This window comes from Arcticibacter tournemirensis (assembly GCF_006716645.1).
GTDB classification, from domain to species: Bacteria; Bacteroidota; Bacteroidia; order Sphingobacteriales; family Sphingobacteriaceae; genus Arcticibacter; species Arcticibacter tournemirensis.
In genome coordinates this window covers 944,736-971,632 of sequence record NZ_VFPL01000001.1, presented here as the reverse complement: position 1 = coordinate 971,632, position 26,897 = coordinate 944,736, and the positions used below count along the sequence as shown (strand labels likewise).

Genomic DNA, 26,897 nt, shown 5'->3' with positions numbered 1-26,897 from the left:
AACTCATATTTGCTCTTATACCAATGAAGAAGCTGTGTTGCGTTTTGCTGGTCATTTTATCTTCGTTCACGGTGGTTGCTCAACTTCCGGACGACGATGAGCTTGCAATGCAGCATTACCAAACAGGCGACTGGGAAAAGGCCTTTACCCGTTATCAAATGTTGTTCAACGAAGGCCGCCAGCCCCAGTATTACGACCAGTATCTCAATACCTTGTTAAAGCTGAGAAAATACGAAGAGGCTCAACAAGTGGTTAGCCAAATGATAAAGGCTCAACCCGATTCGTATGTTTATAAAGTAGATTATGGACGAATATTCCAGGATCAGGGGCAGCAGGAGAAAGCAGGTGAATGGTATAATAAACTAATAAAAGAGCTTCCTCCCAATGAATATCATATCCGCGATCTCGCGGTTGCGTTTTATCGTGCAAGCGCTTATAACTATTCAATAAGAACATTACTGAATGGCCGAAAGTTACTTAAAGACGAGAGCGCGTTCTCTTTTGATCTCCTGTCTCTCTACCGCTATCAGAAAGACAAACAAATGCTCGTTAATGAATACCTGCATATCCTGGGCAGCGACCAGGGTGAGCGTTTTCTCAGCCAGGCCAAAAGCTCGATCGCAACTATTTTTGAGACGGGAGAGGATTACTCGATTTTGAAAGCCCCCCTGCTCAGAAAAATGGAGAAGGAGCCCGGCAACACGATATATTCAGATCTTCTGGTATGGACGTATATTCAGCAAAAAGACTACTCAGCAGCGCTAAAGCAGGTGATTGCTACGGATAAACGACTCAGGGAAGATGGCGGGCGAGTATACGATCTGGCGCTGCTTATTGGCAATGAAGCATCTCTTCAGGCTATCGAAGGACTTGAATATCTTATAAAAAAGGGCCCCGGGAGCGAATATTATATTCCAGCTAAAATGCAAATACTGAAGCATCGCATGCATCTTCTAACAGGAGGCAGGTTTACGGATGCAGACTTAATAAAACTTGAAGATAGCTATACCACTTTACTGAAGGAAGCCGGCAAGGGAAAAACGACGGTATTTGCCATGCGCGAACTGGCGAGGCTGCAGGCTTATTATCTGAATAAACCATCGGAAGCCAGAACGCTGCTTGAAGAAATATTGAAAATGCCTGGACTACCGGCATCAGTTACCGGACAAATAAAACTTGAACTGGGAGATGTTTATATCTTAACTGACGAATTATGGGAAGCAGCTCTCATTTACGGACAAGCAGAAAAAGAATTTGCTGATCAGCCAATAGGTCAGGAAGCCAAATACCGGAAAGCAAAGCTTTCATACTACCAGGCAGATTTCGCATGGGCCAAGGCTCAGCTCGACGTATTAAAAAGTTCTACTTCGCAATTGATTGCCAATGACGCCCTCAATCTGAGCCTCCTGATCTCTGAGAACACTGAATCTTTAGCCGACACAAATGCCCTGATAAAATACGCGCTTGCCGACAAGCTTATTTTCGCAGGGAAACTCCAGGAGGCTTTATCAACGCTTGACAGCATTGATAAAGCATATCCCGGGAACTCCCTTTCTGATGACATCCTCATGTCAAAATCAAAAGTATTTCTGAAACAAAATAACCTACAGAAAGCAGTCGAATGCCTGTTAGCCATAACAGAACTCTATAGCTATGACGTATGGGCAGACGATGCCTTATTTATCCTTGCTGAAACATACGAAACTAAATTGCATGACCCTGAAAAAGCCAAAATGTATTACCAGAAATTGATAACAGCTTTTCCCGGAAGCCTCTATGTCACCGAAGCAAGGAAACGATTCAGAAACTTAAGGGGAGATAATGTTGGATAGATGACTGCCCGGTTCTATCTTCGCAAAATGATTTTATACAATATCACTTTTATCATTGACGATACAGTCAATTCAGAATGGCTTGAATGGATGAATGAGAAGCTTCTCCCAGCGGTCGCAAATACAGACCTCTTTATTTCTCAGAGATTATTAAAGGTACTTGATTCACCAAACGCGGGAGAGACCTACTGCCTCCAGGTTACAACGAATAATATAGGTAACTACCATATGTTCAAGCAGGCTCACGAGCCAGGAATTATCAGGCCGCTCCTGGAGTCTTTCGAAAACAAATTGGTATTCTTTAATACTTTGATGGAGTTTATCGATTAGTGTGCAACAGTGTGATTGTTACTTATCGAGTTCATTCTGTTTACAAATCTCTCGATTTCCGGAATGTCGATATGAGATCCGCCGTGGCTATTTGCAACCTTTTGAACGATGAGTTTTTCAAAAAAATTCAAATTTCCGACATTCAGTTCCCATCCAAAACAAGCGTTCGCCTTGCTGTGTAAGCGTAGTTTTTCGGGAAAGGCATTTTCGAAAAGCTCGTTCTGTTGTTCAGCAAGCATGCAGCAAATGAACAAACCAAGTTCTTTCCGTAGAAGGGCCCTTGCATTCTGCTTGCAAAAATCCTTAATTGGGTTTTGAATCATGCCGAAATAAATGGGGCCTCCAATTATAATCCTGTCGAATTCTTTTACCTCCGGAGCGGAGCCCTTTAGAAGATTAAAAAAATAAACCTCATTATCGTTGTGTTTCTCTCCAATTAGCTTCACTACCTTTTCTGTTGCACCGTGTTTAGAACAGTAAACAATCGCTACTTGCATTGTATTTCTGATGTTAATAAAAGTTTTACTACTGTATAGATTCAGAACAAGGATCCGGATATACCAGCTAGAGCAAGTAAAAATAGACTGCCTCTCAATTTAAAAAAATGATTTCCGACATTTTTTTAAATTGGAAGAGACTAATCACAAAAGATCAGAACGTTAAACACGCCCCTCGCTAACAAGAAAAAACAAAACCAATAGCCCTATTTACCTAATTGCGCTATAAAATGATCCACTTCGTCAAAGTTTATGTGAGAAGAACTTGCGGTAGTATTTGCTACTTTTTTTACGATAAGCTTTTCAAGAAAATTCATCTTCTCTATCAGGAACTCTCCGCCAAAACAACCCTTGGCTTTGCTATGTTGCCTTAAGACCTAGGGAAATGCGTTCTCAAATTGCTCCTCTTTCTTTTCGTCGAGCATACAACAGATAAACAGGCCAAGATCTTTTTGTATTAATTTATCAGTATTGCGTTCACAAAAACGTTTAATGTTCTTCTGTATCCTTCCGTAATGTATCGATCCCCCGATAACTATCTGATCATATTGATCAACCACAGGCTCGTCGCTGTCCATGAGATTAACAAGATCAACGTCGTCTGCACTCCTTTTTTCAGCAATCAGCTTTGCAATCTTACCCGTAGTGCCATGTTTAGAACAGTAAATAATAGCGATTTTCATCCTGTCTGGCTATAAGAGGTTAGTTCTGTATAGATTCTGAGAATAGATCACTATCTAACAGAAGTACTGCTATAAAAGTAGGACTGAAACTTGCCAAAAAAAATGACTTGAAGCATTTTTCTGGCAAAATCGCATTATTCTTGTGAGAACAGAAGTCTATTTAATTAAGTCGTATAACTCATCCAGCTTCGGAGAGAGTACTATTTCGATGCGTCTGTTCCTGCTTCTTGCTTCAGGGGTATTTGCATCTTCGATAGGCTGAAACTGGCCTTTACCGGTTGCTGTAAGACGCGCACTCTCAATTTGCTGAACGTCGGTCAGATACCGAACCACCGAAGTGGCGCGTAATACACTAAGATCCCAGTTATCTTTTATTTGTCCAAGGTTTACAACCCTTTGATTGTCGGTATGTCCCTCAACTGAAATGTTAATCTCAGGCTGCGATTTCAGAACAGTAGCCAGCCCAGCCAGCGCTTGCTTGCCTTTTTCATCTATGATTATGCTTCCTGTACTAAACAAAAGCTTATCTGTTAATGAAACATATACTTTACCGTTCCTGATCTCGACAGAAAGCCCGCTCTGTTGAAAACCGAGCAGCGCCTTTTGCAGTTTGTCCTTTAACGCCAGCGTAGCTTCATCCCGCTTACGCAGTATATCCTCAACCTCTTTCAAACGGGCCTCGCGGCGCTTCAAATTCTCAGATAACTTATCACTGGCTGCTCTAAGGTTCGCATTATTACTATTCAGACCATTAATTTTTGACGTCAGATCGGCTATTTGGCTATGGAGCAGTGTAGTATCCGACTTAAGACGAAAGACCTCTTCCTCTAAACTTTCAATCCTCGCATTCGCTTCGTTTAAGCCATTAGACAACGAATCGCGCTGAGCCAGCAGTGATTTATACTTTTTGGGTGATAAAACGACACAGGAACTCAGGAAAAGAGCTGTAAATAAGAAGAGGACTAATTTGTTCATGCTACAATATTAAGAAATCGCATTGCGCAAAAAAAGCATAAAAGGGTATAATTTTTCAAACATTCCCGTTACATATTCTACAGACTCATCCGAAGTAAGGTCCCTCTCGGATACTTTCCTTAACATAGTGAAGCTTTTCAATTTTAAAAACTCGATTTCCGGATGGTCAGGTGTATAGCCTTTCGGGGCGGTCCGAAGTTTCCCTTCTGTATCTGGTCTACCGAAAAGGCTTACAAACTCCGGATCATCAATAACTCTGTGCCAGTCCTCCGCATTATAGTCGATTTCCTGTCTTATCGATTTAAGTTCGTCAGCAGGAGGGAACCAGGAGCCCCCGGCAATGAAACATTCGCCTGGCTTGATATGAACATAATAGCCCGGCCCCTTGAAATTCTTACCAGCAGAAGAGATGGCAATCCCAAAATTAGTTTTGAGCGGCGATTTATCCTTGCTGAACCTGATATCACGGTATATACGCATCACGCAATCTTTGGCCGGCAAATCTGATGGGATAGAGGGGTCAAAGCGGGCTAGTCCCTTGATAACTTTTCCTGTAAAATCAAGAACATTCTCCCGCGCCGCCGTGTACTCCGACTTGTGATCCTGAAACCACTCACGGTTATTGTTCTCAGCAACAGATTTTAAAAAAGTCAAGGTCGAAGAAGCAATCATAAGACGATATATTTGTACAGCTAACAGAAAAAACGTTACCGGTCGAGCTCGGGATTATACTTCACTTTAGGCGACAGCCAGTGCAGTAGAATAACGCGTGAATATCTGAAATTAAACGGTGCGAGAATAAAAATGATGGCAAACAAAACGCCCAGGTAGAGCCATGGCGACTCGCTTCCACCGCTTAAATAAAATGTCAGAATAGCCGACGTTACGATCTCTGCAACATTCAAAGCATAACTAACATACATAGCAGCGTAAAAATATCCCGGCTCCACTTCAAAGCGAAATCCACAATGAGGGCAGCTTTCATTAACTTTTTGGGGCTTCAATCCATACATCGGCCCTGAATAAACATCGCCTCTCCGACATTTAGGGCATTTAGCATGAATAATAGCCTGCATTTGCGACGTCTTTCCCATCTTATACCTGATTAGTTTAAATTAATCTTCTGGTCTTTCATATTCAGGTTGACGTTCTTCTTCCGGTATTTCTTGTACCACAAGAAGCCTACTCCGGCAACGGCAAGGTAGGGGGCTGCAAGCAAGTACAAAATACCATTATTTAATCCTTTTCCCTGGGTGTTTCCATTTTTAACTGAATTCTCAGCATTCAGTGTGCACATAGCACATTGAGCAGATACTTCGGTATGCATTGAAAGCACTCCTAAGAAAGTTATAACCGCAAGCCAATATCTAATCACTTTCATATCCTTCTCCTATTTTATAACTAAAATGTATAATACGGCGAAATCATAAGATAAACCAGTACTCCGGTAACAGTAACATAAAGCCATACCGGAAAACTCCAGCGTACCAGCCTCCTGTGGCGGGCTACATTCATCCGCAGTCCACTGTAAAAGCTCAATAGTACTAACGGCAAAACAACTGCAGCAAGTATAATATGTGTTATAAGTATAAAATAATATATATATCGCACTGCTCCCGCTCCGCCATATGTGGTTTGAATACCTGTAGCGTGAAAGATGATATACGAAACAAGGAACAAAGACGAGAGAACAAAGGTAATGATGTTCAGAATCTTGTGCGTTTTGATATTCCTGCTCCTGATCTGGATCAGGGAAGCTACCAGAAGAATACTGCAGGTAGCATTTATAATAGCATTGAGGCGGGGAAGAAAGAACACCCACGAAGGGATCTCTGAACCGGGCGGGAACAGGCTGATTACCCTGCTCTGAAGGATAAGAACAACAGCAAAAACAAAAATGGATATTGCTGTAATTATCCTAAAAATAACTTTATCATTCATTCTGTGAAGTTTGTAATATAGATTAAAGGCCCGTTACCTGTCGTAACCCTTCAGCTATAAGAACTTTAATTTCATCTGCTAATTTATCAATTTGCTCTTTACTGGAAGAATCATAATATCCTCTTATCCGTTTCTGAGGATCAACCAGAATCAACATCCTGCTATGTATGATATTCCCGGGATTCTCTTTATCAGGCATCGCGTTTACCCGAAAGTCGTTCTTTGCAAGCTTGAAAATAAGGCTGCTGTCACCTGTCAGAAACCTCCATTTATCAGCCCTGATGTTAAACACTGCAGAATAACTTTTAAGAACCGCGGGGCTATCATTTTCCGGATCAATACTTATGGAATAAAATTGCAGCATTTTGTTATGCTCATACTGCTCCACAATCTTACCCATACTTCTGTTCATCTGCTTGCAGTCGGCGCACCTTGTATAAAAGAAATTGAAAACGGAAATATGATTGCTATCGGGAGGGAACAAAACTACATTGCCTGATTGATCTGTAAGCTTAAAATCACTGATAACATGATATATGGTATCCGGAATGCGTTGGCCGCGCCGCGTATGAAAAGTAGAGGCCACCTCTTTAGGGCCAAAGATGCTGAGAGGACGATACCTGTTCTTCCCTTTTTCCTGTAGCAAATAATATAAAAATCCTGGCACCGCAAGTATGGTTGCCAGGATTAATATTTTCTTTAAAGACTGGTTGTTCATTAGTTCATATGAACGTTCAAATATGATCCTTCAGTTAATAGAAGCACAATGAGATACACAATGAATATGAGCGACACCACAATACTTGTTATAAGCGTCATGTTCTCAAACTTCAAATGCATAAAATAAGCTACTATATAATATGCCTTAAGTAAAGTTAGAACAATATAAATAAAGTTGGCAAATCCATGTGGTATATATTCATTCTTAACGAGCACGAGCGCAATGAAAAATTCAAGTGCCGTTATTCCAAGCAAGTAAAAAAACACCTGCCAGATCTTCTTCTTTGACATGCTCGCATGTTCGTTTGTATGTTGTTCTGTTGCCATTTTAAACCCTGCTAAATAATTAAACCAAATAGAAAAACGTAAATACGAAGACCCACACAAGGTCCACAAAGTGCCAGTATAAACCAACTTTCTCAACTGTTAAATAAGTACCTCTCTTCTCGAAAACGTTCCCTATTGTCATAAGTAAGATAATGATATTTATAACGACACCGCTAAACACGTGAAAGCCGTGAAATCCTGTGATGGTAAAGAACAGGTTGGCAAATTGGGTGGCGCCAACAACGTCGACTCCTTTATAATGTTCAGGAATACTTCCCCACCAGTAACCTTCATGATGAAGATGCGACCATTCACCGGCCTGACAGCCAAGGAAGATCAACCCGCCCAATATCGTCAGGATCATCCAGTTCACAACCTCTTTTTTTGCGCCACGGTGCCCTGCCTCTACAGCAAGAACCATCGTCACAGAACTCATAATCAGGATAAAAGTCATTATACCAACAAACACAAGGGGATAGCCAGAATCAGCTACTCCGGGTATAGACTGAAAAACTTCATCCGGATCAGGCCAGCTAAGTTTACTAAAACGCTGTGCTCCATAATAAATTAGTAAGGCTGAAAATGTAAATGCATCAGAAAGCAGGAAAAACCACATCATCAGCTTTCCGTATTCTGCATCTACAGGCGATTTTCCGCCGCTCCAGGCACCTGTTTTAATCTCGTCTAATTGTGAAACAGTAGTACTCATTTTGATTTATTGATTCAAAAGTAAAAAAACGTATAAATAGAGCCACAGCAGGCCCAAAAAATGCCAGAAGATTGATGTCAGCTCAAGATTAAATAAATTCTTAACCTGGGGGATATTCCTCAGCCTTCCTCTTAAAGCATGTATAAGCATTAAGAGTCCCGCAAAAATATGCAGTAGATGTGCTCCTGTAAACACATAAAGAAAGGACTGTGAAGCATTCGGATTTATAAAATAAACACCCTGGTTAATAAATGTCTGCCAGGATCTGATCTGCAGAATGCAGAATAATACCCCTAATAAAATTGTGAGTACCAGAAACAGTGTTTGCTTACCGAAACGCAATGTCTTGCCGGCTCTGTAAGCCAAATACATTGTAACACTGCTTAATAGAATCACAGAAGTACTATATAAAAAAATGTCAGGAAGAACCATTTTTATGCCCCTTGCCGGAGAGCCTGCAGTATATACGATAAAACCACTTGTAAGAGCAGCAAAAAGCATAAATGTGGTAATTACAAACAACCACATCAAAAACTTCTTTGGCCTTAAATTCAACTTATCCTGCTCCATTGGCACTTGTGTCGTTGATACCATAATTATCAAATAAAATCGAATAACATTATTAACTGAACAACCGGGAGATAAATAAATGAACAAAACATTACTTTTCTTGCCGAGGCAACATCCAGCTTGGTTAAAAGGCTTATGCTATACCAGCAAAACAGTAATCCCAGGATTACCGAGGCAATGGCAATAGTATAACCCCCGAAGCCTAAAATGGTTGGAAGAAGGCTTACCGGAATAAGGACGACGGTAGAAAATACCGTGAACCATGCACTCACCCTGTCTCTTTTCGTCGTGGGTAAGAGCCTGAACCCTGCTTTCTTATAGTCGTCGTCGAGAACCCACGCTATCGCCCAGAAATGAGGAAACTGCCAAACAAACTGAATGAGGAACAGCACAATTGGAATCCAGGATATCTGAGGGTTTTCGAAAGCAGCAAAATATCCAATAAGCGGCGGCAATGCCCCCGGAAAAGCCCCTATAAAAACAGCAATCGGCGATTTCCTTTTCGAAGGCGTATAAAGAACAGCATACAGCAGGATAGAGAAGAGTGCAAGAACTCCTGTAAGCATATTCAGCCGCACAAGGATAAGCGTTCCCATAATCCCCATGAACAGACTAAGCACGAGAGCCTGTCCCGTAGTCATACGTCCTGCGGGAATCGGTCTGTCACTCGTCCTGCTCATCAGCTTGTCCAGATCCTTTTCAATAATTTCGTTAAAGCCATTGGCTGCGCCGGTAACCAGAAAGCCTCCAACCGTTAGCATCATCCAGTTAAACCAGCTAACCATGCCTTGCTCCTTGCTTCCGATGAGAAACGATACCGATGCGGAAAAAACAACGAGAAAAGTCAGGCGAAGCTTAATAAGTTTCTTGAAGTCAGAAATAAAAGTTCCCTCCACCGCTTTATTCACACTCAAATTTATATCCGTTACGACTTCTCTCATTGCAAAGTATTGATTTTGTTAGCTGGATACAGAGCAAAACCTTCTTCTATTCCGTATCCAGGTATTTCTATTATTATTTATCCGGATATCTGTTCGGCTAGCAGCGTCAGAGTATCCGGACAGTTTACTTTAAATATCGGCCTCCGTCTTTCTGTTAGCCTCCTGCATCTTCTGCCACTCCACCTGTATCTTTTCAGCTTCAGGATTACCCTCAAAGTCATGAGGAAGATTAGAGCTCATCGTTTCTGAGAATGGAGTGGTTTGCATAATATAATCTTCATCATGGCCAGGTTTGCTATAATCGTATGGCCATCTGTATACCGAAGGAATCTCTCCTGGCCAGTTACCGTGCAGGTTCTCCACAGGAGTGGTCCACTCAAGCGTATTTGCCTGCCAGGGATTCTGTGTAGCCTTTTTACCGTAGAATATTGAATGGAAGAAGTTCCAAAGGAAGGCAACTTGTCCCAAAGCAGCGATTATAGCAGCCCATGATACGAACTTATTCACTGTAAGCCATTCCTTCATGAATTCAAATTCTGTAAAAGCATAATACCGGCGTGGCACACCATCAAGTCCCATAAAGTGCATTGGGAAAAACACCAGGTACGCGCCCACAAATGTTAACCAGAAATGGAGATAACCCAGTTTCTCATCCATCATACGTCCGAACATTTTCGGGAACCAATGATAAACACCGCACAACATTCCGAAGATAGCTGCCGATCCCATAACCAGGTGGAAGTGGGCTACTACGAAATACGTGTCGTGCAAGTTTATATCAAGTGAAGCATTTCCAAGGAAAATCCCGGTTAAACCTCCTGAGATGAAAAATGACACCAATCCGATTGCAAACATCATCGCCGGAGTAAAACGAATGTTTCCCCTCCATAAAGTAGCGAGCCAGTTGAATGTTTTAACCGCAGAAGGAACTGCAATGATCAGGGTGGTTATCATGAATACACCACCTAAAAACGGATTCATCCCGGTAACAAACATATGGTGGCCCCACACGATAAACGACAGCACCGTTATTCCTATAAGGGAATAAACCATTGCATGATAGCCAAATATCGGTTTACGTGAATTAACAGATAAAACCTCAGAGGCTATACCCATTGCCGGCATAATAACGATGTATACTTCAGGGTGACCAAGGAACCAGAACAAATGCTGGAAAAGGATTGGGCTACCACCCTGTTGCGGCATGATCTGCCCTTGAATAACAAGGTCTGACAGATAGAAACTAGTACCCGCACTTCTGTCGAAAATCAGCAATACGACACCCGCCACAAGAACAGGAAAAGAAAGCACCCCAAGGACTGCTGTCAAAAACAGAGCCCATATAGTAAGAGGCATTTTCCAAAGATCCATCCCCTTAGTACGCATATTCAGGATGGTACTGATATAATTGAGCGATCCCATTAGCGAAGAGGCTATAAAGATCACCATACTAATCAACCAAAGCGTCATACCTGTTCCCGATCCTGATATAGCTTTTGGCAAAGCTGATAGCGGAGGATAGATAGTCCAGCCTGCACTGGCAGGTCCGCTCTCCACGAAGAAAGAGCTCAGCATGATAACGGACGCTAAAAAGAAGAACCAGTACGACAGCATATTCACCAGAGGCGAAGCCATATCTCTTGCTCCAATTTGCAGAGGGATCAAAAGATTACTGAATGTACCACTTAATCCTGCGGTCAACACGAAAAATACCATGATTGTACCATGGATAGTGACCAATGCAAGATAGAAATCCGGCTTTATACGACCGCCTTCTGCCCATTTGCCCAGGAAGGTTTCGAGTAAGGGAAAACTTTGATCAGGCCAGCCGAGCTGAATCCTGAAAACGATGGACAACAGCATCCCTATGACGGCCATAATAATACCTGTGATCAGGAATTGTTTGGCAATCATCTTGTGATCCTGGCTGAATATATACTTCGTCAGAAAAGATTGATGATGATGACCGTGGTCGTCATGCTGATGCCCTGAATGTTCTAATGTATGATGAATCGCTGTACTTGACATATTCTCGATCTATCTGTTTACTGATTGTTTAAAGCTATTTTCTTATTATCCGACGCGGCGTTAGACTGAACCATCTTTTGCTGCATGTCCTTTTTTATATCGTCGTTGTAGTATAAAGGCTGTTTTACTAACCAATCTTTAAACTCCTTTTCGTCTACCACTCTTACCTTATATTGCATATTATAATGTCCGGTACCGCAGATCTTATTACATAACAATACGAAATCAAACGCCGCATTTCCCGTTTTCTCACGCATTTCTTCTGTGGTTAGCCTTGGAGTAAACTGGAAATAAGTAGGCATTCCAGGAACGGCATTCATTTGAACCCTAAACTCAGGAATATAAAAACTATGAAGGATGTCTTTCGAGTTTATGGTAAAACGCACGGGCCGGCCTTTCGGGATCACGATCTCCCCGCCAAGTTTATCGTCCCAGCTTTTCCTGTCGGTAAAATCAATTCCCAGGCCGTTAATCGGAGTAGTGAGTTTATAATTACGGACTCCTAACTGGTTGTCGTCACCTGCGTAACGAACGTTCCATTTAAACTGTTCACCTGTAACCTCTATGGATAAGGCATTCTTCATCTCATCTTCGGGAGGATTGGTAATGCTTCTCCATGTGAAAAATCCAAATACAACAAGGGCTGTAAGAACGAGAGCAGGTATGATAGTCCAAAGCCGCTCAATCGCATTATTGTGAGGATAAAAGTAAGCCTTCCTCTTTTCTGAACCTTTATAGCGAAATGCAAATGTAAACAACAGGAACTGTGTGATCACGAAAACAATGGTGGTTAGCGTAATGGTAACCATCATCATGGTATCAATTCGCAGACCATGCTCTGAGGCAGATTCACCTGATGCCACATTTCCCCAGGTCTCATATGTCCAGTAAGTTCCGTAGAAACCTGTAATAAGAGCAACTAAAAACAAAGCAGCCTGTACCTTATTCCAGTTTACACCCTCGCGCTTACCCTGTATCTCCCGGGTGAGCTCATATACCTTGAGCACTTTACCGATCACTCCTATAAATATACATAGAAGCAAAAAGAGAGTAACATAAAAAGCAACCGATTTATAAAGAGTAGTATTCTTTACAACTGCGTCGGCCGTTGCAAGTGTGGTACCCGTATCCGTCCCAGACTCGCTCACTGCAGTAGGAGTGTCGCCTATTGTCCCTGTCTCCGAGTTTATTTGCTGAGCAGTATCCGCTGCAACCATATCCCCCGCCGTCGTACCACCGGTCTGCCGCGCAAATACATTAGCGCTTCCTACCAGTATGTAAAGAATGAGTACTGCGCAAAAGCTCCTGATATTCAAAAATTTATTAAACCGCATTTCTTTCTACTATTCGTTATTTTAAATCTGCTTAAGCTATTAAATAGAATGGTGCAAACTCTCCTCAAGGAACGGATGCTGCTTCGGAATAAGAGGCTTCCGGCTAAGTTGGCTTAGCATCAGAAAACTAAATAATCCGGCGAAACCGATAGCAATTCCAATTTCAGTGATGCCGAAAGCCGGATGCTCCTCTACCGTACCGGGCATGATCATGATGTAATAATCAAGCCAGTGTCCCATCAATAAAAGTATACAAACAAACAGTAACGTGTTAGTTCGCCTTTTAGCATCCCTCGTCATTAATATTAAAACGGGTGCTACAAAGTTGATAACGATATTCAGCCAAAACCATGGCTTATAATTATCTTCCCATCTCTTATAAAAATAAACTGTCTCTTCAGGAATGTTCGCATACCATGTAAGCAAAAACTGCGAAAACCACAGGTAAGTCCAGAAGATAGAGAAGCCGAAAATCAGTTTGCCCAGATCATGAAGATGGCTGTCGTTGATCCACGACATATATCCCGATCTCTTCAGAAGAATGGTGGTTATTGTTATTACACATAATCCGCTTACCCATAAGGCAGCAAAATTATACCATCCAAACATAGTTGAGAACCAGTGAGCCTCCAGCGACATAATTGTATCGAACGCCCATATTGGCGTTGTAAACCCGAAGATGACCAGGAATATTACAGAGAACTTAAAGCTCTTCTTATAGTTTTTCAGGCCCCCTTCGATATCTTCCCTATTAGAAAAGCGTGCAAGAGCTACTGCAAAAATGCTATATACTCCCAAGAAAATTACCTGACGGATCGTGAAAAAGGGAACGTTCAGATATCCTGCTTTATTTGCTATAATAGGATCATAGTTCGCGCTTCCCTTTACTGCTATCCCTTCCTGATGCCAGTGGTGGTAAAGATTATGCGTAAACAATCCGGCTAAACAAACTACGATTAATATGATAGCGGCGACAGGCAGAACTTTTGCGAAAGCCTGCGGAATCCTTAATAATCCGGTCGGCCATCCTGCCTGAGCTACATACTGCAAGGCCACGAAAAATGCTCCCGCTGCACACACGCATGTGAAGTAATAACTCATTAGCAGAAGATTGGCGAAGGTACGTTCTGAATGATTCTCAGCCGAATCAATCAAAAAGCCATAGACAATTGCTGCTATACCGATTACAATAGCAATTAAACTCCAGGTTTTAGCTTTTCCCGAGAATTCGTATTGTTGATTAAAATTATGTGTATGATGATTGTGAGTTCCCATTTGGCTTAAAACATTTACTATTGAAGCTTTTGCAATTCATGAACGTACATAACAATTTTCCATCTCTCCGACGGACTTAGCTGCGTACGGTGTGGTCCCATCAGGTTTAAACCATAAGTAATAGTATGGAATATTTTGCCATCGGTGAGATCTTTCATGGCCCCACCTCTTGATGAATTACCGGTTGAATACGATGGGGGTGGCGGGAAAAACTCCTGCTGAACAATCGGCCCGTCGCCCTTACCCTGGTTGCCATGGCAATGCGAACACATCCTGAGATATAGCTGTCTTCCTTCCAGTCGGTTTTGCTGATTGGCAGGAAGCGGGTTTTTAAGGTTCTCACTAGCCGCCAGATATCCTTCAGGCGTATTGGGATATATATCAGCAACAGGATCGTACCCTACAGGCATTGTACCCTCCGGTGGCAGCTGCGCAGTCTGTCCATTAGCAAAATTCTTATTTGGCTGATCCGGGTTATAAGCAATCGGATCATACATATTACGGGCAAATTCGAGGCCCGGAGTCTTTTTATCTCCACAAGCCGAGATCACAATCGTTGCTGCAACTGTAAAAACTGTGGCACTTATTATCCTGACCTTATTCATAGCTAACATACTTCCTTTCGTTGTGTTTTATTTCAACTGCCCCGGCATCTTTTAAGAGATTCTCTATTTTATCTGGATAGGGGTTTTGTCTGGCATCGATGGCTATTACAAACCTGTCGTTGGTTGCTCTCAGATCCATTACTCTCGGAGCGCGACCGGGGAAGAAATGATTAGCGTAGAAAAAGGTAAACATCATTCCATAAGCTGCAAACAGCACAGTGAGCTCAAAAGTAATAGGAACAAAATCGGGCATCGCAAATGATGGCTTCCCTCCAATATTCATAGGCCAGTCATAAACCAGCATATAATAAATCATTGAAATAGCTGTAATTGTACCCGTTATCCCAAAACAGAACGCTGCTATTGGAAGACGTGACCTCTTATACCCTAACTTTTCCTCGATTCCATGGATAGGCATGGGCGTGTATACATCATAAATACTGATGTTATTCTCTTGAAGCTTACCGATCCCGTGCATCATCTCATCAGGATCTTCAAAATGGCCTAAAATATATTTGATGTTGCTCATTTTTTAAATATTAGCGTATTCAGACTTCGACACACTATCGTACTTCTCTAAAGATTTTTGATATAATTCACTCTGCTCCTTGTCTACAGCACCTTCTCTGATCAGCTTTTGTTTCGCCTGATCGCTTGAACTCTTCAGGATCAATTTAACTTCGGCGATGGCAATACCAGGAAGTACGCGAAGGAATAAAAGGAATAGAGTAAAGAATACCCCGATAGATCCTACAAAAAGAAGAACATCTATCGTTGTTGGATAAAACATCACCCAGCTGGATGGTATAAAGTCGCGGTGAAGCGATGTAACGATAATTACAAAACGCTCAAACCACATACCGATGTTCACAACAATAGAAAGCACCCATGACGCCCATATGCTTGTCCGGATCTTTTTAAACCAGAATAGCTGCGGAGAGATAACGTTACAGGTCATCATACTCCAGTATGCCCACCAGTAAGGACCGCTGATACGGTTAAGGAAAGCATATTGTTCATATTCAACTCCTGAGTACCATGCTATAAACAGCTCTGTTAAATAGGCTATACCCACGATAGAACCGGTAACGATAATTACCTTATTCATCGATTCAATATGAAACATGGTAATGTAGTTTTCCCATTTCATAACCTTACGAGCTACCAGTAACAGGGTCTGAACCATCGCAAATCCCGAAAATATTGCCCCGGCAACGAAGTAAGGAGGGAAAATGGTTGTGTGCCATCCCGGCTCAAGCGAAGTAGCAAAGTCGAAAGATACAATTGTGTGTACCGAAAGTACCAGCGGCGTAGAAATACCGGCAAGTATCAGTGAAACCGACTCAAACCTTTGCCAGTTCTTCACAGAACCCGCCCAGCCGAAAGAAAGGATAGAGTAAATCCGGCGACGGACACCAGTGGCGCGATCACGTATTGTTGCAATATCTGGCAGTAAACCGGTGTACCAGAATACAAGCGATACTGAGAAATACGTGGAAATCGCGAATACGTCCCACACCAATGGAGAATTGAAGTTCACCCATAAAGAGCCAAACTGATTCGGCAAAGGAAATACCCAATAAGCCAGCCAGGGCCGCCCCATGTGTGCAAAAATGTAAGTAGCCGCGCAGATAACCGCAAAAATCGTCATCGCTTCAGCTGAACGGTTAATTGAATTTCTCCAGTTCTGCCTGAATAACAATAATACGGCTGAGATCAGCGTTCCGGCATGCCCGATACCTACCCACCATACGAAGCCGGTAATATCCCAGGCCCAGCCTACTGTTTTATTCAAACCCCACACGCCCAGACCTTCCCAGAAAGTATAACTAATAGCTGCAACCCAGGTAAGTGCAAAAAAAACAGCAATGCCAAAACCGATCCACCAGGCTTTATTTGGCTTATTCTCTACAGGAACCAGTACTTCGTCGGTTATTTGAGAATAGGTAATATTCTCACCGGTGATTAGCGGTTCCCTTAATATTGATTCGTTATGAGCTGACATAATATATTATAAAACTTCCTATATGAAATCAATTAAGCTTCAACTGTATTCCTAACCTTTGTCTGATAACCAACACCTGGCTGAGTATTTAGTTCCTGAAGCACGTAGTAGGTACGTTCATTATCCAGTGACTTGCGAACCGCAGAATTCGGATCGTTAAAATCACCAAAGATAATCGCTCCGGCAGTACAAGCCTGCTGACAGGCAACCATGATCTCGCCGTCTTTCAACGGACGTTTCTCCATTTTAGCCTGCAAACGACCTCCCTGAATACGCTGAATACACAAGGTACATTTTTCCATTACCCCGCGTGAACGTGTTGTTACATCAGGATTCAGTAACAGCTGTGAGAATTCATTATTCAGGTAATTATCAAAACGCGAATCATTCCAGTAGTTAAACCAGTTGAAACGACGAACTTTATATGGACAGTTGTTTGCACAATACCTTGTACCTACGCAACGGTTATAAGCCATGTGGTTCAACCCATCAGAAGAGTGCATGGTGGCAATAACCGGACAAACGGTCTCACACGGAGCATGATCACAATGCTGGCAAAGCATCGGCTGATGCACAACTGAAACATCGTCCAGGTTTTCCAGTTTCTCAATTTCCTTTTCTTCTGTTACCGACTCGCTACCTTCGTTGAAGCTGTAATACCTGTCGATCCTGATCCAATGCATTTCACGACGACGGCGTACTTCATCTTTTCCAACTACAGGAATATTGTTCTCTACGTTACAAGCCACAACACATGAACCACAGCCAGTACATGCATTCAAATCGATAGCCATAACCCAGCTATGCCCGATAGCTTTATGTTCAGGCCACAGATCGTAGGTCTTATGCTCACCTTGATGGTTGCCTGTACCCGAATGCGGATCGGCAAGGTACTTTTTGAAAGAAGTTTCTCTGATTACATTCCGGCCTTCATAGGAGTGGTGCGTTTGCGTTTGTGCAAGCTCCATCTTTCCGCCGGTTTTACTGATAGTTGCGGTTGTATCAAATTGAACCGTACCATTGGTAAGCGCAGCCAAGGGGTATGCGTTTTTTCCAACTTCATTACCGGCCTTCCCTGCTTTTGTACGACCGTAGCCCACAGCAATAGAGACGGTTCCCTTTGCCTGGCCCGGCTGAAGCAGCACTGGAAGCGTGATGCTATATCCGTTGGCGCCTTTTACGTCGACAAGATCAAATTCCTCCCAGCCTTGTTCCTGAGCAAATTTTGGCGACACCGCAACATAATTGTCCCATGTCACTTTTGAAACGGGATCAGGCAACTCCTGCAGAAATGCATTGTTTGCGTGTTTTCCGTCCCTGATTGCTACGCTCTGGTAAAGCTGAACCTCTATATCTTTTGCAAGTGTTTTACTTTGATTAACAACTGATTGCGCCGCTGCCGCTGCATTTCCGGCAAAAGCATAGCTCGTTGCTGGCTTTTCGCCGGTATATACAAACCCCGTTTGAAGTAGTTGCTTCCACGTTTTTCCTCCTGCAGGAAGAAGATTCTTCTCCCAATAAGCCCGCACATACTGGTGATAATTCTTCTGAGGATTATCCGACCATATCAACAGGCTCTGCTCAGCCTGCCTGCTGTTAAACACCGGATTTATAGCCGGTTGTATAAGAGTATAATATCCTTCAAATACATTTTCATCACCCCATGATTCGAGATAATAAGTGTTCGGGGCGATTACATTACATAAAGAAGCTGTCTCATCCTCTTTGTCAGAGAAAGATATCCGTAATGGCACTTTAGCAAGGCTATCGGTAAACGCTTTGCTGTTGAAGTAGGTATAAGCCGGATTACTGTTAAGTATAAAAACAGCACCAACTTCTCCCCTGTTCATTTCACCGATTAAGGATGCGAAAGATGCATCGCTACCTGCATTTGTGTAAAAAGGATTGTCAAGATCAATCGTAGCTCCATAGCTGCCTAAAGCCGAATTTATAGCATTTACCAGCGTTTGGACGGCAGCATCATTTGATCCGGAAACCACCAGGGCCCGCCCACGTGCATTTTGCAATTCTTTAGCTGCAAGCTTTACTGCCTTATCAGCTATCGCGTTGTTCGGAAGCTGGCCACCGGCAAGCTGGCTGCCGGTAATGGCATTGTATAAAGCGATAATTGCTGATCCAGTCTCCGATGGCTTCACAGGGATACGCGAATCGGCATTAGTACCAGTCATGCTCATACCTGTTTCAAACTGGATATGGCGAGACATTTTTCCCTTTTTCAGAGAAGCGGTATTACGGTTGCTTACATACTGTTTGGTAAATTCTTCTCCGGCAATCCATGTACCGAGAAAATCAGCGCCGAAGCTTACTATTACATCGGCACGGTCGAAACGGTAACGAGGAAGGACTGCTTTCCCAAAACTGGTTCCATTAGCCTGTATAATCCCGGCATAGGAAACAGCATCCGTTTGAATATGTGTAGTGTTAGGGTATTGCGCTATGAAATCCGCAATAACAGATTTAGTAGAAGGACTGTTAACAGTAGAAGAGATAATCCGGATTTTCTTTCCTGAGGCTTGTACTTTATTCAGCTCCCCTTTTACAAAAGAGTCTATTTTATCCCATGTGGTCTCCGCATTGTCTAGTTTGGGCCCTTTTAACTTTGATATATCATAAAGATCAAGTACCGACGCCTGAGTTGTGGCATCCGTACCATGGTTGCCATAAAGCCCGGAAGCGTTTCCTTCAATTTTAATTGGGCGGCCTTCTCGTGTTTTCACTAAAATACTTTGTCCGTTATGGCTCGATACATAGTAATTAGGAACACCGGGAGTGACTTCTTCCGGTTTAATTAAATAGGGTATTGATTTATGTACGGGAGCTGTCTGGCACGCCGCCAGTGAAACCGCACCTAATCCAAATCCTAATGCTTTAAGAAAATCGCGACGGGGAGTAACTGTATTTAAACCTGATTCGCTCAGTACATCCTCCAGCGGAAGGTCCTCAGCAAATTCATTCTTATTTATTTCCGCAAATTCAGGAGTCCTTTGCAGCTCTTCTAAACCTTTCCAGTATTTTTTATTGCTTTCCATTTAAGCTATATAAACTGTATTCGTATTTCTTTTTAAATATTAGTAGTGACATTTTCCGCATTCAAGACCACCGAGAACCGCGGGAGTTACTTTCTCGCCTTTCTTCAGTTGCTCATGAACTGCGATGATCTTATCATAATAGGCATTGCCCTTATAATTAACATCGTTCTGGCGGTGGCAATTCACGCACCATTTCATTGTCAGAGGCGAGAACTGATATACCTCAGGCATTGTCTGTATAGGACCATGGCATTGCTGACACTGTATTCCTCCTACGCTTACGTGCTGTGAGTGATTGAAATAAGCAAAATCCTGTAGATTATGAATTCGTACCCATTGAATCGGTTTCGGATTTGATCCATATTTTTTGCTTTGAGGATCGTAATCCAACGCTTTATAGATCTTCATAATCTCCGGAGATATCTCTCCATTGTACTTTTCAGTAGCCTGAACATAGTTATGGCAATTCATACACACATTCAGAGAAGGAATAGATGCGTTCTTAGATTTATACGCTCCGAAATGGCAGTACTGACAATCAATCTTCAATGTACCCGCATGCAGCTGATGCGAGTACTTAATAGGCTGAGTCGGCTGGTATCCCTGATGCACACCAGTATTCCACATTGCCGTCCAGCCCCAGGATCCAAGGAAAATAATCAGGAGCAAAACCGCAAAGAATACAAATTTCTTGTTCTTAGCCAGTCTTCTAAACCTTACCGCAGCGCTATCTGACGCAGTTGCAGGCTCTTCTTCTATAACAATACCTTGCTTTTGGAGTAAAAGCCTTTCCAGTGTTTTGATTACTCTGTTCAGTACAAGGATTACAAGCAAGGCAACGATAACCACTACGATCAACCCGCCAAGCATAAAGTTGCTCACTTCACCCTGGCCAGAACCGGCCGCACCTGTACCAGTTCCACCCGCTGCGGCTCCTGCCGCTGCTTCGGGCTTGTCTCCCTCCGTCTGAACATAGGCGAGGATGTTTCTAATATCATCATCACTTAATTCAGGGAACGGCGTCATTACCGTCTTGTTGAATTCATTGAACACCTTAACCGCAGTAGGGTCGCCCGAGGCAACAAGAGCTTGAGAGTTCTTAATCCACTTGATAAGCCATGCTTCGTCACGTCTCTCGTGTATACCTTTCAAAGCCGGCCCAACAACAGTGCGGTTGAGCGCATGACAAGAAGTACACTTTTGCTTAAAGAGAGCAGACCCCGCATTGGCATCGCCTTTTACAGCTCCACTTGCAGCTGCGGCCGTAGCAGCTCCCGCAGTACCTTCCCCTGCAACTGGATTGCCTGCCGGAGAATTTTGAGCATTAGCCTGGATACCGAAACTTAGAGCAGAAACTAAGATGAATGATTTTGCAACACTTTTTAAAACCAATGAGATGCTTCTCATATACTATTTTTACGCTAAATTTTAAATGTAAAATAGAAATTGTGCTCTAAATCACAATTTCGGATGACAAAAGTATAATTAATTTAATGATGTGTGACACTATAATGACCGGTAAAAATAATTTATACTCATTCTAAATAACAAGAAAAAGCGGCTTCATTAATCAATGAAACCCCTTTTTGACATTTTGTTTACTGATTCTTATAGAGAATACAGTTTTGAGTTATTTCGGTTTTTGTTATTGTTTTAAAATCCAGGCGAAAATAAGAGGCGCTACAATCGTCGCATCCGACTCCACTATGAACTTCGGTGTGTGAATGTCCAGCTTTCCCCAGGTGATCTTTTCGTTAGGTACTGCGCCTGAATATGACCCATAGGAGGTAGTGGAGTCTGAGATTTGGCAAAAATAGCTCCAGAATGGAACATCGTGCATCTCCAGGTCCTGATAAAGCATAGGGACAACACAAATTGGAAAGTCGCCGGCTATGCCTCCGCCGATCTGGAAAAAGCCTATACCCTTTCCTCCGCTATTCTCACGATACCAATCGGCTAGCCAGGCCATATATTCGATCCCGCTCTTCATGGTGGAAGCCTTTAGTTCGCCTTTTATAACGTAAGACGCAAAGATGTTCCCCATCGTGCTGTCTTCCCATCCCGGAACGACAATAGGAAGATTTTTCTCAGCAGCTGCAATCATCCAGCTATGCTCAACCGGTATTTCATAAGTATCTTTCATAACACCGCTTAACAGCAGCTTATACATATACTCATGTGGAAAATACCGTTCGCCTTTATCCTCCGCATCTTTCCATATTTTATGAATATGTCGCTGAATCCTCCTGAAAGCCTCTTCTTCCGGAATACATGTATCGGTTACCCGGTTAAACCCCTCTTCCAAAAGGTCCCACTCTTCCTGAGGACTCAAATCGCGGTAGTTTGGTACTCTTTTATAATGAGTATGAGCTACAAGGTTCATGATATCCTCTTCGAGATTAGCTCCGGTACAGGAGATAATTGCCACTTTATCCTGCCTGATCATCTCTGCAAGAGAAATACCGAGTTCTGCGGTACTCATCGCACCGGCGAGAGTAATCATCATTTTCCCGCCTTCTGCAAGATGGGTCTCATACCCTTTTGCCGCATCAAGCAACGCAGCGGCATTAAAATGCCGGTAGTTCTTTTCTATAAACTGCGAAATTGGTCCTCTGTTCATATTTATGAGTTTAAAGTTGCAAAAATACAATTTTATACGTTCTTTGCTGTCTTCCACTTAAGTACTCTGGAGCATCTCTTCTAAAAAACCTGTGGCGGCGGCTTTCAGGCCGCAGGTTCTATCTGTCTCTGCCCGCTTTCTATAATAACCATTGGGTAAGGAGTAAGAAAAGGTATAGATTTGTATGAACCTTGTTCTGATAAGATAAAGGAATGGTTCGGAGTAACTACAGGGTGAGAGCACAGTGAGTGCACAGTGAGTGCACGTTTTACCGGAGAAAGGTGCACTCACCGTGCTCTCACCGTGCACTCACTGTGCTCTCACCCCGAACAGTTCCAGAACCAGGGTACAACGATTATCGTATCTTTCTTACACTAAATTCCAGACAGGTCTTACGCATCTAGTGGGAATTCCAGTTACCTCTTCCTGCCTGGTGTCTTTTATTCTATAACAAGTGAATAGAAATAAATGCAGAATAGAACAGCTAAAGAGGCCTTGTTTCTGCAAATGTGCCCCTTATACTCTAACAATCATACATCTCTATATGACTTCAGGCCTTCCACTACCTGGTGGCACGGTTTTTAGCCTGATTCATATCTATACTATGAAATCATTGAGATCGTCTACCTCGTGCTGGTAAAAGATCAGAAATTTAAAAAGGAAGGATTATAATTATGCTAGCTATGAATTACCGTGGACCGCGCAGGATCCGCGTATCCCAAAAACCTCATCCCGAACTGCTCCATCCGAATGACGCAATTGTGCGCGTTACTCGTTCCTGTATCTGTGGGTCGGATTTACATCTTTATCACGGCCTGGTGCCTGATACGCGGGTGGGAACCACTTTCGGCCATGAATTTATTGGCGTCGTTGAGGAGATTGGCCCGACTGTCCAAAACATTAAAGTCGGCGACAACGTCCTGGTGCCCTTTAACATTGCCTGCGGAACGTGCGCTTTCTGCAAGCAGGAGCTTTATGGAAATTGTCATGAGTCAAATCCCGAAGCCACTGCTGTGGGAGGGATATTCGGGTATTCACACACTGCCGGAGGTTATGACGGAGGACAGGCGGAATACGTACGTGTACCCTATGCTGATGTTGGTCCAACGGTTATTCCAGCTGATATGGATCCGGATGATGCCGTACTGTTAACGGACGTGGCTCCGACGGGATACCAGGCCGCAGAAATGGGTGGTATAAAAAAAGGCGACACCGTGGTTGTTTTTGGCGCAGGTCCTGTTGGTATCATGGCGGCTAAATGTTCGTGGTTATTCGGAGCTGCACGTGTCATCATAATAGATCATATAGAATATCGTCTGGAGTTCGCCCGAAAGTATGCACAGTGCGAAGCCTATAACTTCAGATCCCTGGAAGATCCGGTGGTATTCTTAAAACGAACAACCGGCTGGTTCGGCGCCGATGTCTGCATAGATGCCGTTGGTGCCGATGCCGCGGGAAGCGCACTGCAAACCATTACAGGCAAAAAGCTCATGCTTCAGGCGGGCGCCGCTACGGCTCTTCACTGGGCAATAAATTCAGTAAAAAAAGGGGGCATAGTGTCAATTGTTGGAGTATATGGCCCTACAGGCAATCTTATTCCCATTGGGAACGTGGTTAACAAAGGAATCACTATCCGGGCCAATCAGGCATCTGTTAAACGACTCCTTCCGAGGCTGATAGAGCATGTTAAGTCAGGAGTGTTGAACCCGAAGGGTATCATCACCCATAGAGTTCCCCTGGAAGAAGTAGCAGAAGCCTACCATATCTTCTCTTCAAAGCTCGACAACTGTATCAAGCCAATTCTTATCCCGCCATCGGCAAGAGTATAAAAACAACTATTATGGAAAATACAACAAAGGACTACACGCATATTAAGGGATGGGGCATAGACGCCGACCCTGAAAATGAACCAACATATCCAATGAAGAAGTATACCGGCGACGATCATAACCGTCTTAACTGGATACGACCGGTACAACAACGCGCAGACGTAGAAATACTGCATTCAAATGAACGTCCTAACTTGAGCGCTGTATTTGGAACACCTCAGCCTCCTTCGGGAATTAGCGGGTCGATCAGAAGGTTTGCGTTTAAATACAGCGAAGGCAGTTATGGACACTGGCTTCCATTGATATTAGCCGACAAGATCAACGTTATAGAAGGCATCATCGATGATGTGAAACACGGGCACATTCCGAACTTCTTTGCAGAGAAGGGCTTGAAATCCGAATGGAAATATAACCGGAAAGCATTCGTGCAAAAAGCATTCATTGGAGCACTGATCACGACGGCTGTAGTCGCTCTCGTAATGAAAAAGAAGAAATAATTAACTAATACCGGATGCGCTTACTTTTGGTTTAACAGGTAATCATCCGGTATTTCTATTTGCATTGCGCAGCACAAGCGGATACAGGTAGCCGGAAGATCTCCATTATAAATTCTATCTAAAGAATAGAGTTATAATTAAGATCTTTACGCAACCTGTATATTTAACTATGAAAAACTTACTATTGATTGTTTCTGTCCTGTTTGCTCTGGCATGTAAGAACCCGGTAGAAGAACAAGAAAATAAAAAGCTGAACAAACTTGCCGGGGAGTACGTACGGCTCGGCCTTACCATCGGGCAATATGACGAGGACTTTGTAGATGCCTATTATGGGCCAGATTCTTTAAAGCCCAGCCGTGAGCCTGAAGAGGATTTTCCGAAGGACAGCTTAGTAGCATCGGTAAATGAGCTAATGAATGAACTGGGCTCGATAGCTCACAGCTCGATCAGCGATTCAAATAAGATAAGGGCGAATTGGATGTATGATCAGTTAGTAGCCTTTAACCGTCGCATCCGCATATTCAGCGAAGAATACGAATCATTTGATGATGAATCAAAAGCGCTTTTTGGCGTGGTAGCTCCGGTATACGAGGAGAATCATTTTAAAGCTCTGGTTAAGCAGCTCGACGGTATCTTGCCGGGCAAAGGAAATGTGAACGACCGCTTCCAGAGGCTTGCCAGTAAATTCGTTATCCCTAAAGACAAGCTTGAGCAGGTAACTAAGGCCGCCATCGCGGAAGCCCGCAAACGCACCAAAAGCCACTACCAGCTACCAGCCGGAGAGAGCTTCACGCTCGAATTTGTCACCGACAAGCCATGGTCGGGTTATAACTGGTATAAAGGCAATTACAGAAGCGTAATACAAATTAACACAGATACAAAGAGCACTATTGACAGGGCAATTGATGTCGGAAGCCATGAGAGCTATCCGGGGCACCACGTTTACAATATGCTGCTTGAGAAACACCTTTACCACGACAGAGGTTGGGTGGAACTTTCTTTATATCCCCTGTTCAGCCCTCAATCCCTGATTGCTGAAGGCAGCGCAAATTACGGTATTGAGGTAGCCTTTCCGGGGAATGACAAGGTGACGTTCGCTAAAACCGTACTGTTGCCAATGGCGGGACGTGATACAACGGGAGTAACTGCCTATTTTAGTGCATTAGCAATAAAAGGAAAACTCAACTACGCAAGAAATGAAGTCGCCAGGGGACTGATTAACGATACCATGACCCGGAGCAAAGCGCTAAGCTGGCTTAAAAAGTACTGCCTGATGAACAATGAAACCGCAGAGAAATCACTGGACTTTATAAAAAAATACCGCAGCTATGTTATAAACTACAACTACGGGCAGGATTTGATAAAGCGTTATGTAGAGCAAAATGGAGGAACGGCTCAAGCTCCTGAGAAACGATGGGAGATATTTGGCAAGCTGCTAAGCGAGCCAGTAAGTCCGTCGAGCCTGGTGAAACGGTAAATGTTCCAGAAAACCATTAAAGCCGTTAAAATTGTTTAATTTTGTTATATACATATCGAAATGAAAACAGCAGCACTTATTATTTTGGCACTTTTTGCCTTTCCTCTAAAGACGGTATATGATTTCAAGATCACAGCTATTGATGGTGGCACGGTAGACCTTGCAAAATTCAAAGGAAAAAAGATCCTTATTGTAAATACTGCTTCAAAATGCGGTTTTACGCCACAGTACGCAGAGCTTGAAAAACTATCGCAGCAGTATAAAGACAAACTCGTTATCATCGGCTTTCCGGCAAATAATTTTGGCGGCCAGGAACCGGGAACAAATTCACTGATCCAGGAGTTCTGTCAGCAGAACTATGGTGTAAGCTTCCTGATGGCTGAGAAGGTGAGCGTAAAAGGCGACGATATGGATGAGTTGTTTAAGTATTTAACAACTGCAGGCAATCCTGATTTTACGGGCGAGATCAAGTGGAATTTCGAGAAATTCCTTATCGACGAGAACGGAAAACTAATCCACCGTTTCCGGTCTGCTGTAAAACCGCTGTCACCAGAAATCACTAAGTATTTGTAGTCAAGCGGTTTGCAGAAAATGTTAAAATTTATTTTGCAGAGTTAAATTCCAATTCTATATTTGCAGTCCCAAACGCAAG

The 26,897-nt window shown here is 43.0% G+C and carries 27 protein-coding genes; 6 read left to right on the top strand and 21 right to left on the bottom strand.

The features are described from left to right. The first annotated feature begins 23 nt into the window (after positions 1–23). Together BDE36_RS04130 and BDE36_RS04125 are read left to right on the top strand one after the other, a co-directional pair. Entirely contained in the window at positions 24–1,832 is a 1,809-nt protein-coding gene (locus BDE36_RS04130) for a tetratricopeptide repeat protein (RefSeq protein ID WP_141813841.1), read from the top strand. A gap of 27 nt (positions 1,833–1,859) precedes the next feature. Further along, on the top strand, positions 1,860–2,162 hold the full coding sequence (locus BDE36_RS04125) for a DUF4286 family protein (RefSeq protein ID WP_161987531.1): 303 nt from the start codon (positions 1,860–1,862) through the stop codon (positions 2,160–2,162). Here the strand turns inward: BDE36_RS04125 and BDE36_RS04120 are convergent. The 21 genes from BDE36_RS04120 to BDE36_RS04020 form a co-directional block, all read right to left on the bottom strand. Beyond that, positions 2,159–2,659 (bottom strand): flavodoxin domain-containing protein, encoded by a 501-nt coding sequence (locus tag BDE36_RS04120; RefSeq protein WP_141813839.1) that lies wholly within the window; start codon positions 2,657–2,659, stop codon positions 2,159–2,161. The genes BDE36_RS04125 and BDE36_RS04120 overlap by 4 nt on opposite strands. Before the next feature lie 377 nt (positions 2,660–3,036). Next, a complete protein-coding gene (locus BDE36_RS04115; RefSeq protein ID WP_141813838.1) occupies positions 3,037–3,342 on the bottom strand; it encodes a flavodoxin domain-containing protein in 306 nt (101 codons plus the stop codon). Positions 3,343–3,498: 156 nt separating this feature from the next. Further along, positions 3,499–4,317: an OmpA family protein gene (locus BDE36_RS04110; protein ID WP_141813837.1), complete on the bottom strand. Its 819-nt coding sequence runs from the start codon at positions 4,315–4,317 to the stop codon at positions 3,499–3,501. A gap of 9 nt (positions 4,318–4,326) precedes the next feature. Beyond that, on the bottom strand, positions 4,327–4,989 hold the full coding sequence (locus tag BDE36_RS04105) for a DUF2461 domain-containing protein (RefSeq protein ID WP_141813836.1): 663 nt from the start codon (positions 4,987–4,989) through the stop codon (positions 4,327–4,329). A gap of 35 nt (positions 4,990–5,024) precedes the next feature. Continuing rightward, positions 5,025–5,411 carry a DUF983 domain-containing protein gene (locus BDE36_RS04100; protein ID WP_128771104.1) on the bottom strand — a complete coding sequence of 129 codons (387 nt, stop codon included), beginning with the start codon at positions 5,409–5,411 and terminating at the stop codon, positions 5,025–5,027. A gap of 11 nt (positions 5,412–5,422) precedes the next feature. After that, a complete protein-coding gene (locus tag BDE36_RS04095) occupies positions 5,423–5,644 on the bottom strand; it encodes a hypothetical protein (RefSeq protein ID WP_394366871.1) in 222 nt (73 codons plus the stop codon). Between the two features lie 74 nt (positions 5,645–5,718). Continuing rightward, on the bottom strand, positions 5,719–6,258 hold the full coding sequence (locus BDE36_RS04090; protein WP_141813834.1) for a DUF420 domain-containing protein: 540 nt from the start codon (positions 6,256–6,258) through the stop codon (positions 5,719–5,721). A gap of 22 nt (positions 6,259–6,280) precedes the next feature. Next, entirely contained in the window at positions 6,281–6,976 is a 696-nt protein-coding gene (locus BDE36_RS04085; RefSeq protein WP_141813833.1) for an SCO family protein, read from the bottom strand. Further along, complete coding sequence (locus BDE36_RS04080) at positions 6,976–7,305, bottom strand: cytochrome C oxidase subunit IV family protein (protein ID WP_141813832.1); 330 nt, start codon at positions 7,303–7,305, stop codon at positions 6,976–6,978. The genes BDE36_RS04085 and BDE36_RS04080 overlap by 1 nt, the downstream gene beginning before the upstream one ends. A 19-nt stretch (positions 7,306–7,324) precedes the next feature. Then, positions 7,325–8,014, bottom strand: coding sequence for a cytochrome c oxidase subunit 3 (locus BDE36_RS04075; RefSeq protein ID WP_141813831.1), 690 nt, complete (start codon positions 8,012–8,014; stop codon positions 7,325–7,327). Positions 8,015–8,020: 6 nt separating this feature from the next. Next, positions 8,021–8,542, bottom strand: coding sequence for a cytochrome c oxidase subunit 3 (locus tag BDE36_RS04070; protein WP_276483544.1), 522 nt, complete (start codon positions 8,540–8,542; stop codon positions 8,021–8,023). A 71-nt stretch (positions 8,543–8,613) separates the two neighbouring features. Beyond that, entirely contained in the window at positions 8,614–9,525 is a 912-nt protein-coding gene (gene cyoE / locus BDE36_RS04065; RefSeq protein ID WP_141813829.1) for a heme o synthase, read from the bottom strand. A gap of 129 nt (positions 9,526–9,654) precedes the next feature. Beyond that, on the bottom strand, positions 9,655–11,553 hold the full coding sequence (locus BDE36_RS04060) for a cytochrome c oxidase subunit I (RefSeq protein WP_202618199.1): 1,899 nt from the start codon (positions 11,551–11,553) through the stop codon (positions 9,655–9,657). Between the two features lie 17 nt (positions 11,554–11,570). After that, the gene (locus BDE36_RS04055) at positions 11,571–12,887 is read right to left on the bottom strand and encodes a cytochrome c oxidase subunit II (RefSeq protein WP_141813828.1); all 1,317 of its coding nucleotides are present in this window, start codon (positions 12,885–12,887) and stop codon (positions 11,571–11,573) included. A 39-nt stretch (positions 12,888–12,926) separates the two neighbouring features. Next, complete coding sequence (locus BDE36_RS04050) at positions 12,927–14,162, bottom strand: quinol:cytochrome C oxidoreductase (protein ID WP_128771113.1); 1,236 nt, start codon at positions 14,160–14,162, stop codon at positions 12,927–12,929. A 17-nt stretch (positions 14,163–14,179) separates the two neighbouring features. Continuing rightward, entirely contained in the window at positions 14,180–14,767 is a 588-nt protein-coding gene (locus tag BDE36_RS04045; RefSeq protein WP_235904436.1) for a c-type cytochrome, read from the bottom strand. Then, positions 14,760–15,296: a DUF3341 domain-containing protein gene (locus BDE36_RS04040; RefSeq protein ID WP_128771115.1), complete on the bottom strand. Its 537-nt coding sequence runs from the start codon at positions 15,294–15,296 to the stop codon at positions 14,760–14,762. Before BDE36_RS04040 ends, BDE36_RS04045 begins: the two co-directional genes overlap by 8 nt. Before the next feature lie 3 nt (positions 15,297–15,299). Then, entirely contained in the window at positions 15,300–16,772 is a 1,473-nt protein-coding gene (gene nrfD / locus BDE36_RS04035) for an NrfD/PsrC family molybdoenzyme membrane anchor subunit (protein WP_141813826.1), read from the bottom strand. A gap of 32 nt (positions 16,773–16,804) precedes the next feature. After that, complete coding sequence (locus BDE36_RS04030; RefSeq protein ID WP_141813825.1) at positions 16,805–19,822, bottom strand: TAT-variant-translocated molybdopterin oxidoreductase; 3,018 nt, start codon at positions 19,820–19,822, stop codon at positions 16,805–16,807. A gap of 39 nt (positions 19,823–19,861) precedes the next feature. Then, positions 19,862–21,229 carry a c-type cytochrome gene (locus BDE36_RS04025; protein ID WP_141813824.1) on the bottom strand — a complete coding sequence of 456 codons (1,368 nt, stop codon included), beginning with the start codon at positions 21,227–21,229 and terminating at the stop codon, positions 19,862–19,864. A gap of 238 nt (positions 21,230–21,467) precedes the next feature. Further along, positions 21,468–22,448 (bottom strand): deoxyhypusine synthase family protein, encoded by a 981-nt coding sequence (locus tag BDE36_RS04020; RefSeq protein ID WP_141816487.1) that lies wholly within the window; start codon positions 22,446–22,448, stop codon positions 21,468–21,470. A gap of 677 nt (positions 22,449–23,125) precedes the next feature. Here BDE36_RS04020 and BDE36_RS04015 point away from each other — a divergent pair. The 4 genes from BDE36_RS04015 (at position 23,126) to BDE36_RS04000 (ending at position 26,818) form a co-directional block, all read left to right on the top strand. Next, positions 23,126–24,271 carry a zinc-dependent alcohol dehydrogenase gene (locus BDE36_RS04015; RefSeq protein WP_235904435.1) on the top strand — a complete coding sequence of 382 codons (1,146 nt, stop codon included), beginning with the start codon at positions 23,126–23,128 and terminating at the stop codon, positions 24,269–24,271. A gap of 11 nt (positions 24,272–24,282) precedes the next feature. Further along, the gene (locus BDE36_RS04010) at positions 24,283–24,768 is read left to right on the top strand and encodes a hypothetical protein (protein WP_141813822.1); all 486 of its coding nucleotides are present in this window, start codon (positions 24,283–24,285) and stop codon (positions 24,766–24,768) included. 169 nt (positions 24,769–24,937) lie between these two features. Beyond that, complete coding sequence (locus BDE36_RS04005; RefSeq protein WP_141813821.1) at positions 24,938–26,245, top strand: hypothetical protein; 1,308 nt, start codon at positions 24,938–24,940, stop codon at positions 26,243–26,245. 60 nt (positions 26,246–26,305) lie between these two features. After that, positions 26,306–26,818 carry a glutathione peroxidase gene (locus tag BDE36_RS04000; protein WP_141813820.1) on the top strand — a complete coding sequence of 171 codons (513 nt, stop codon included), beginning with the start codon at positions 26,306–26,308 and terminating at the stop codon, positions 26,816–26,818. Positions 26,819–26,897: the final 79 nt, after the last annotated feature.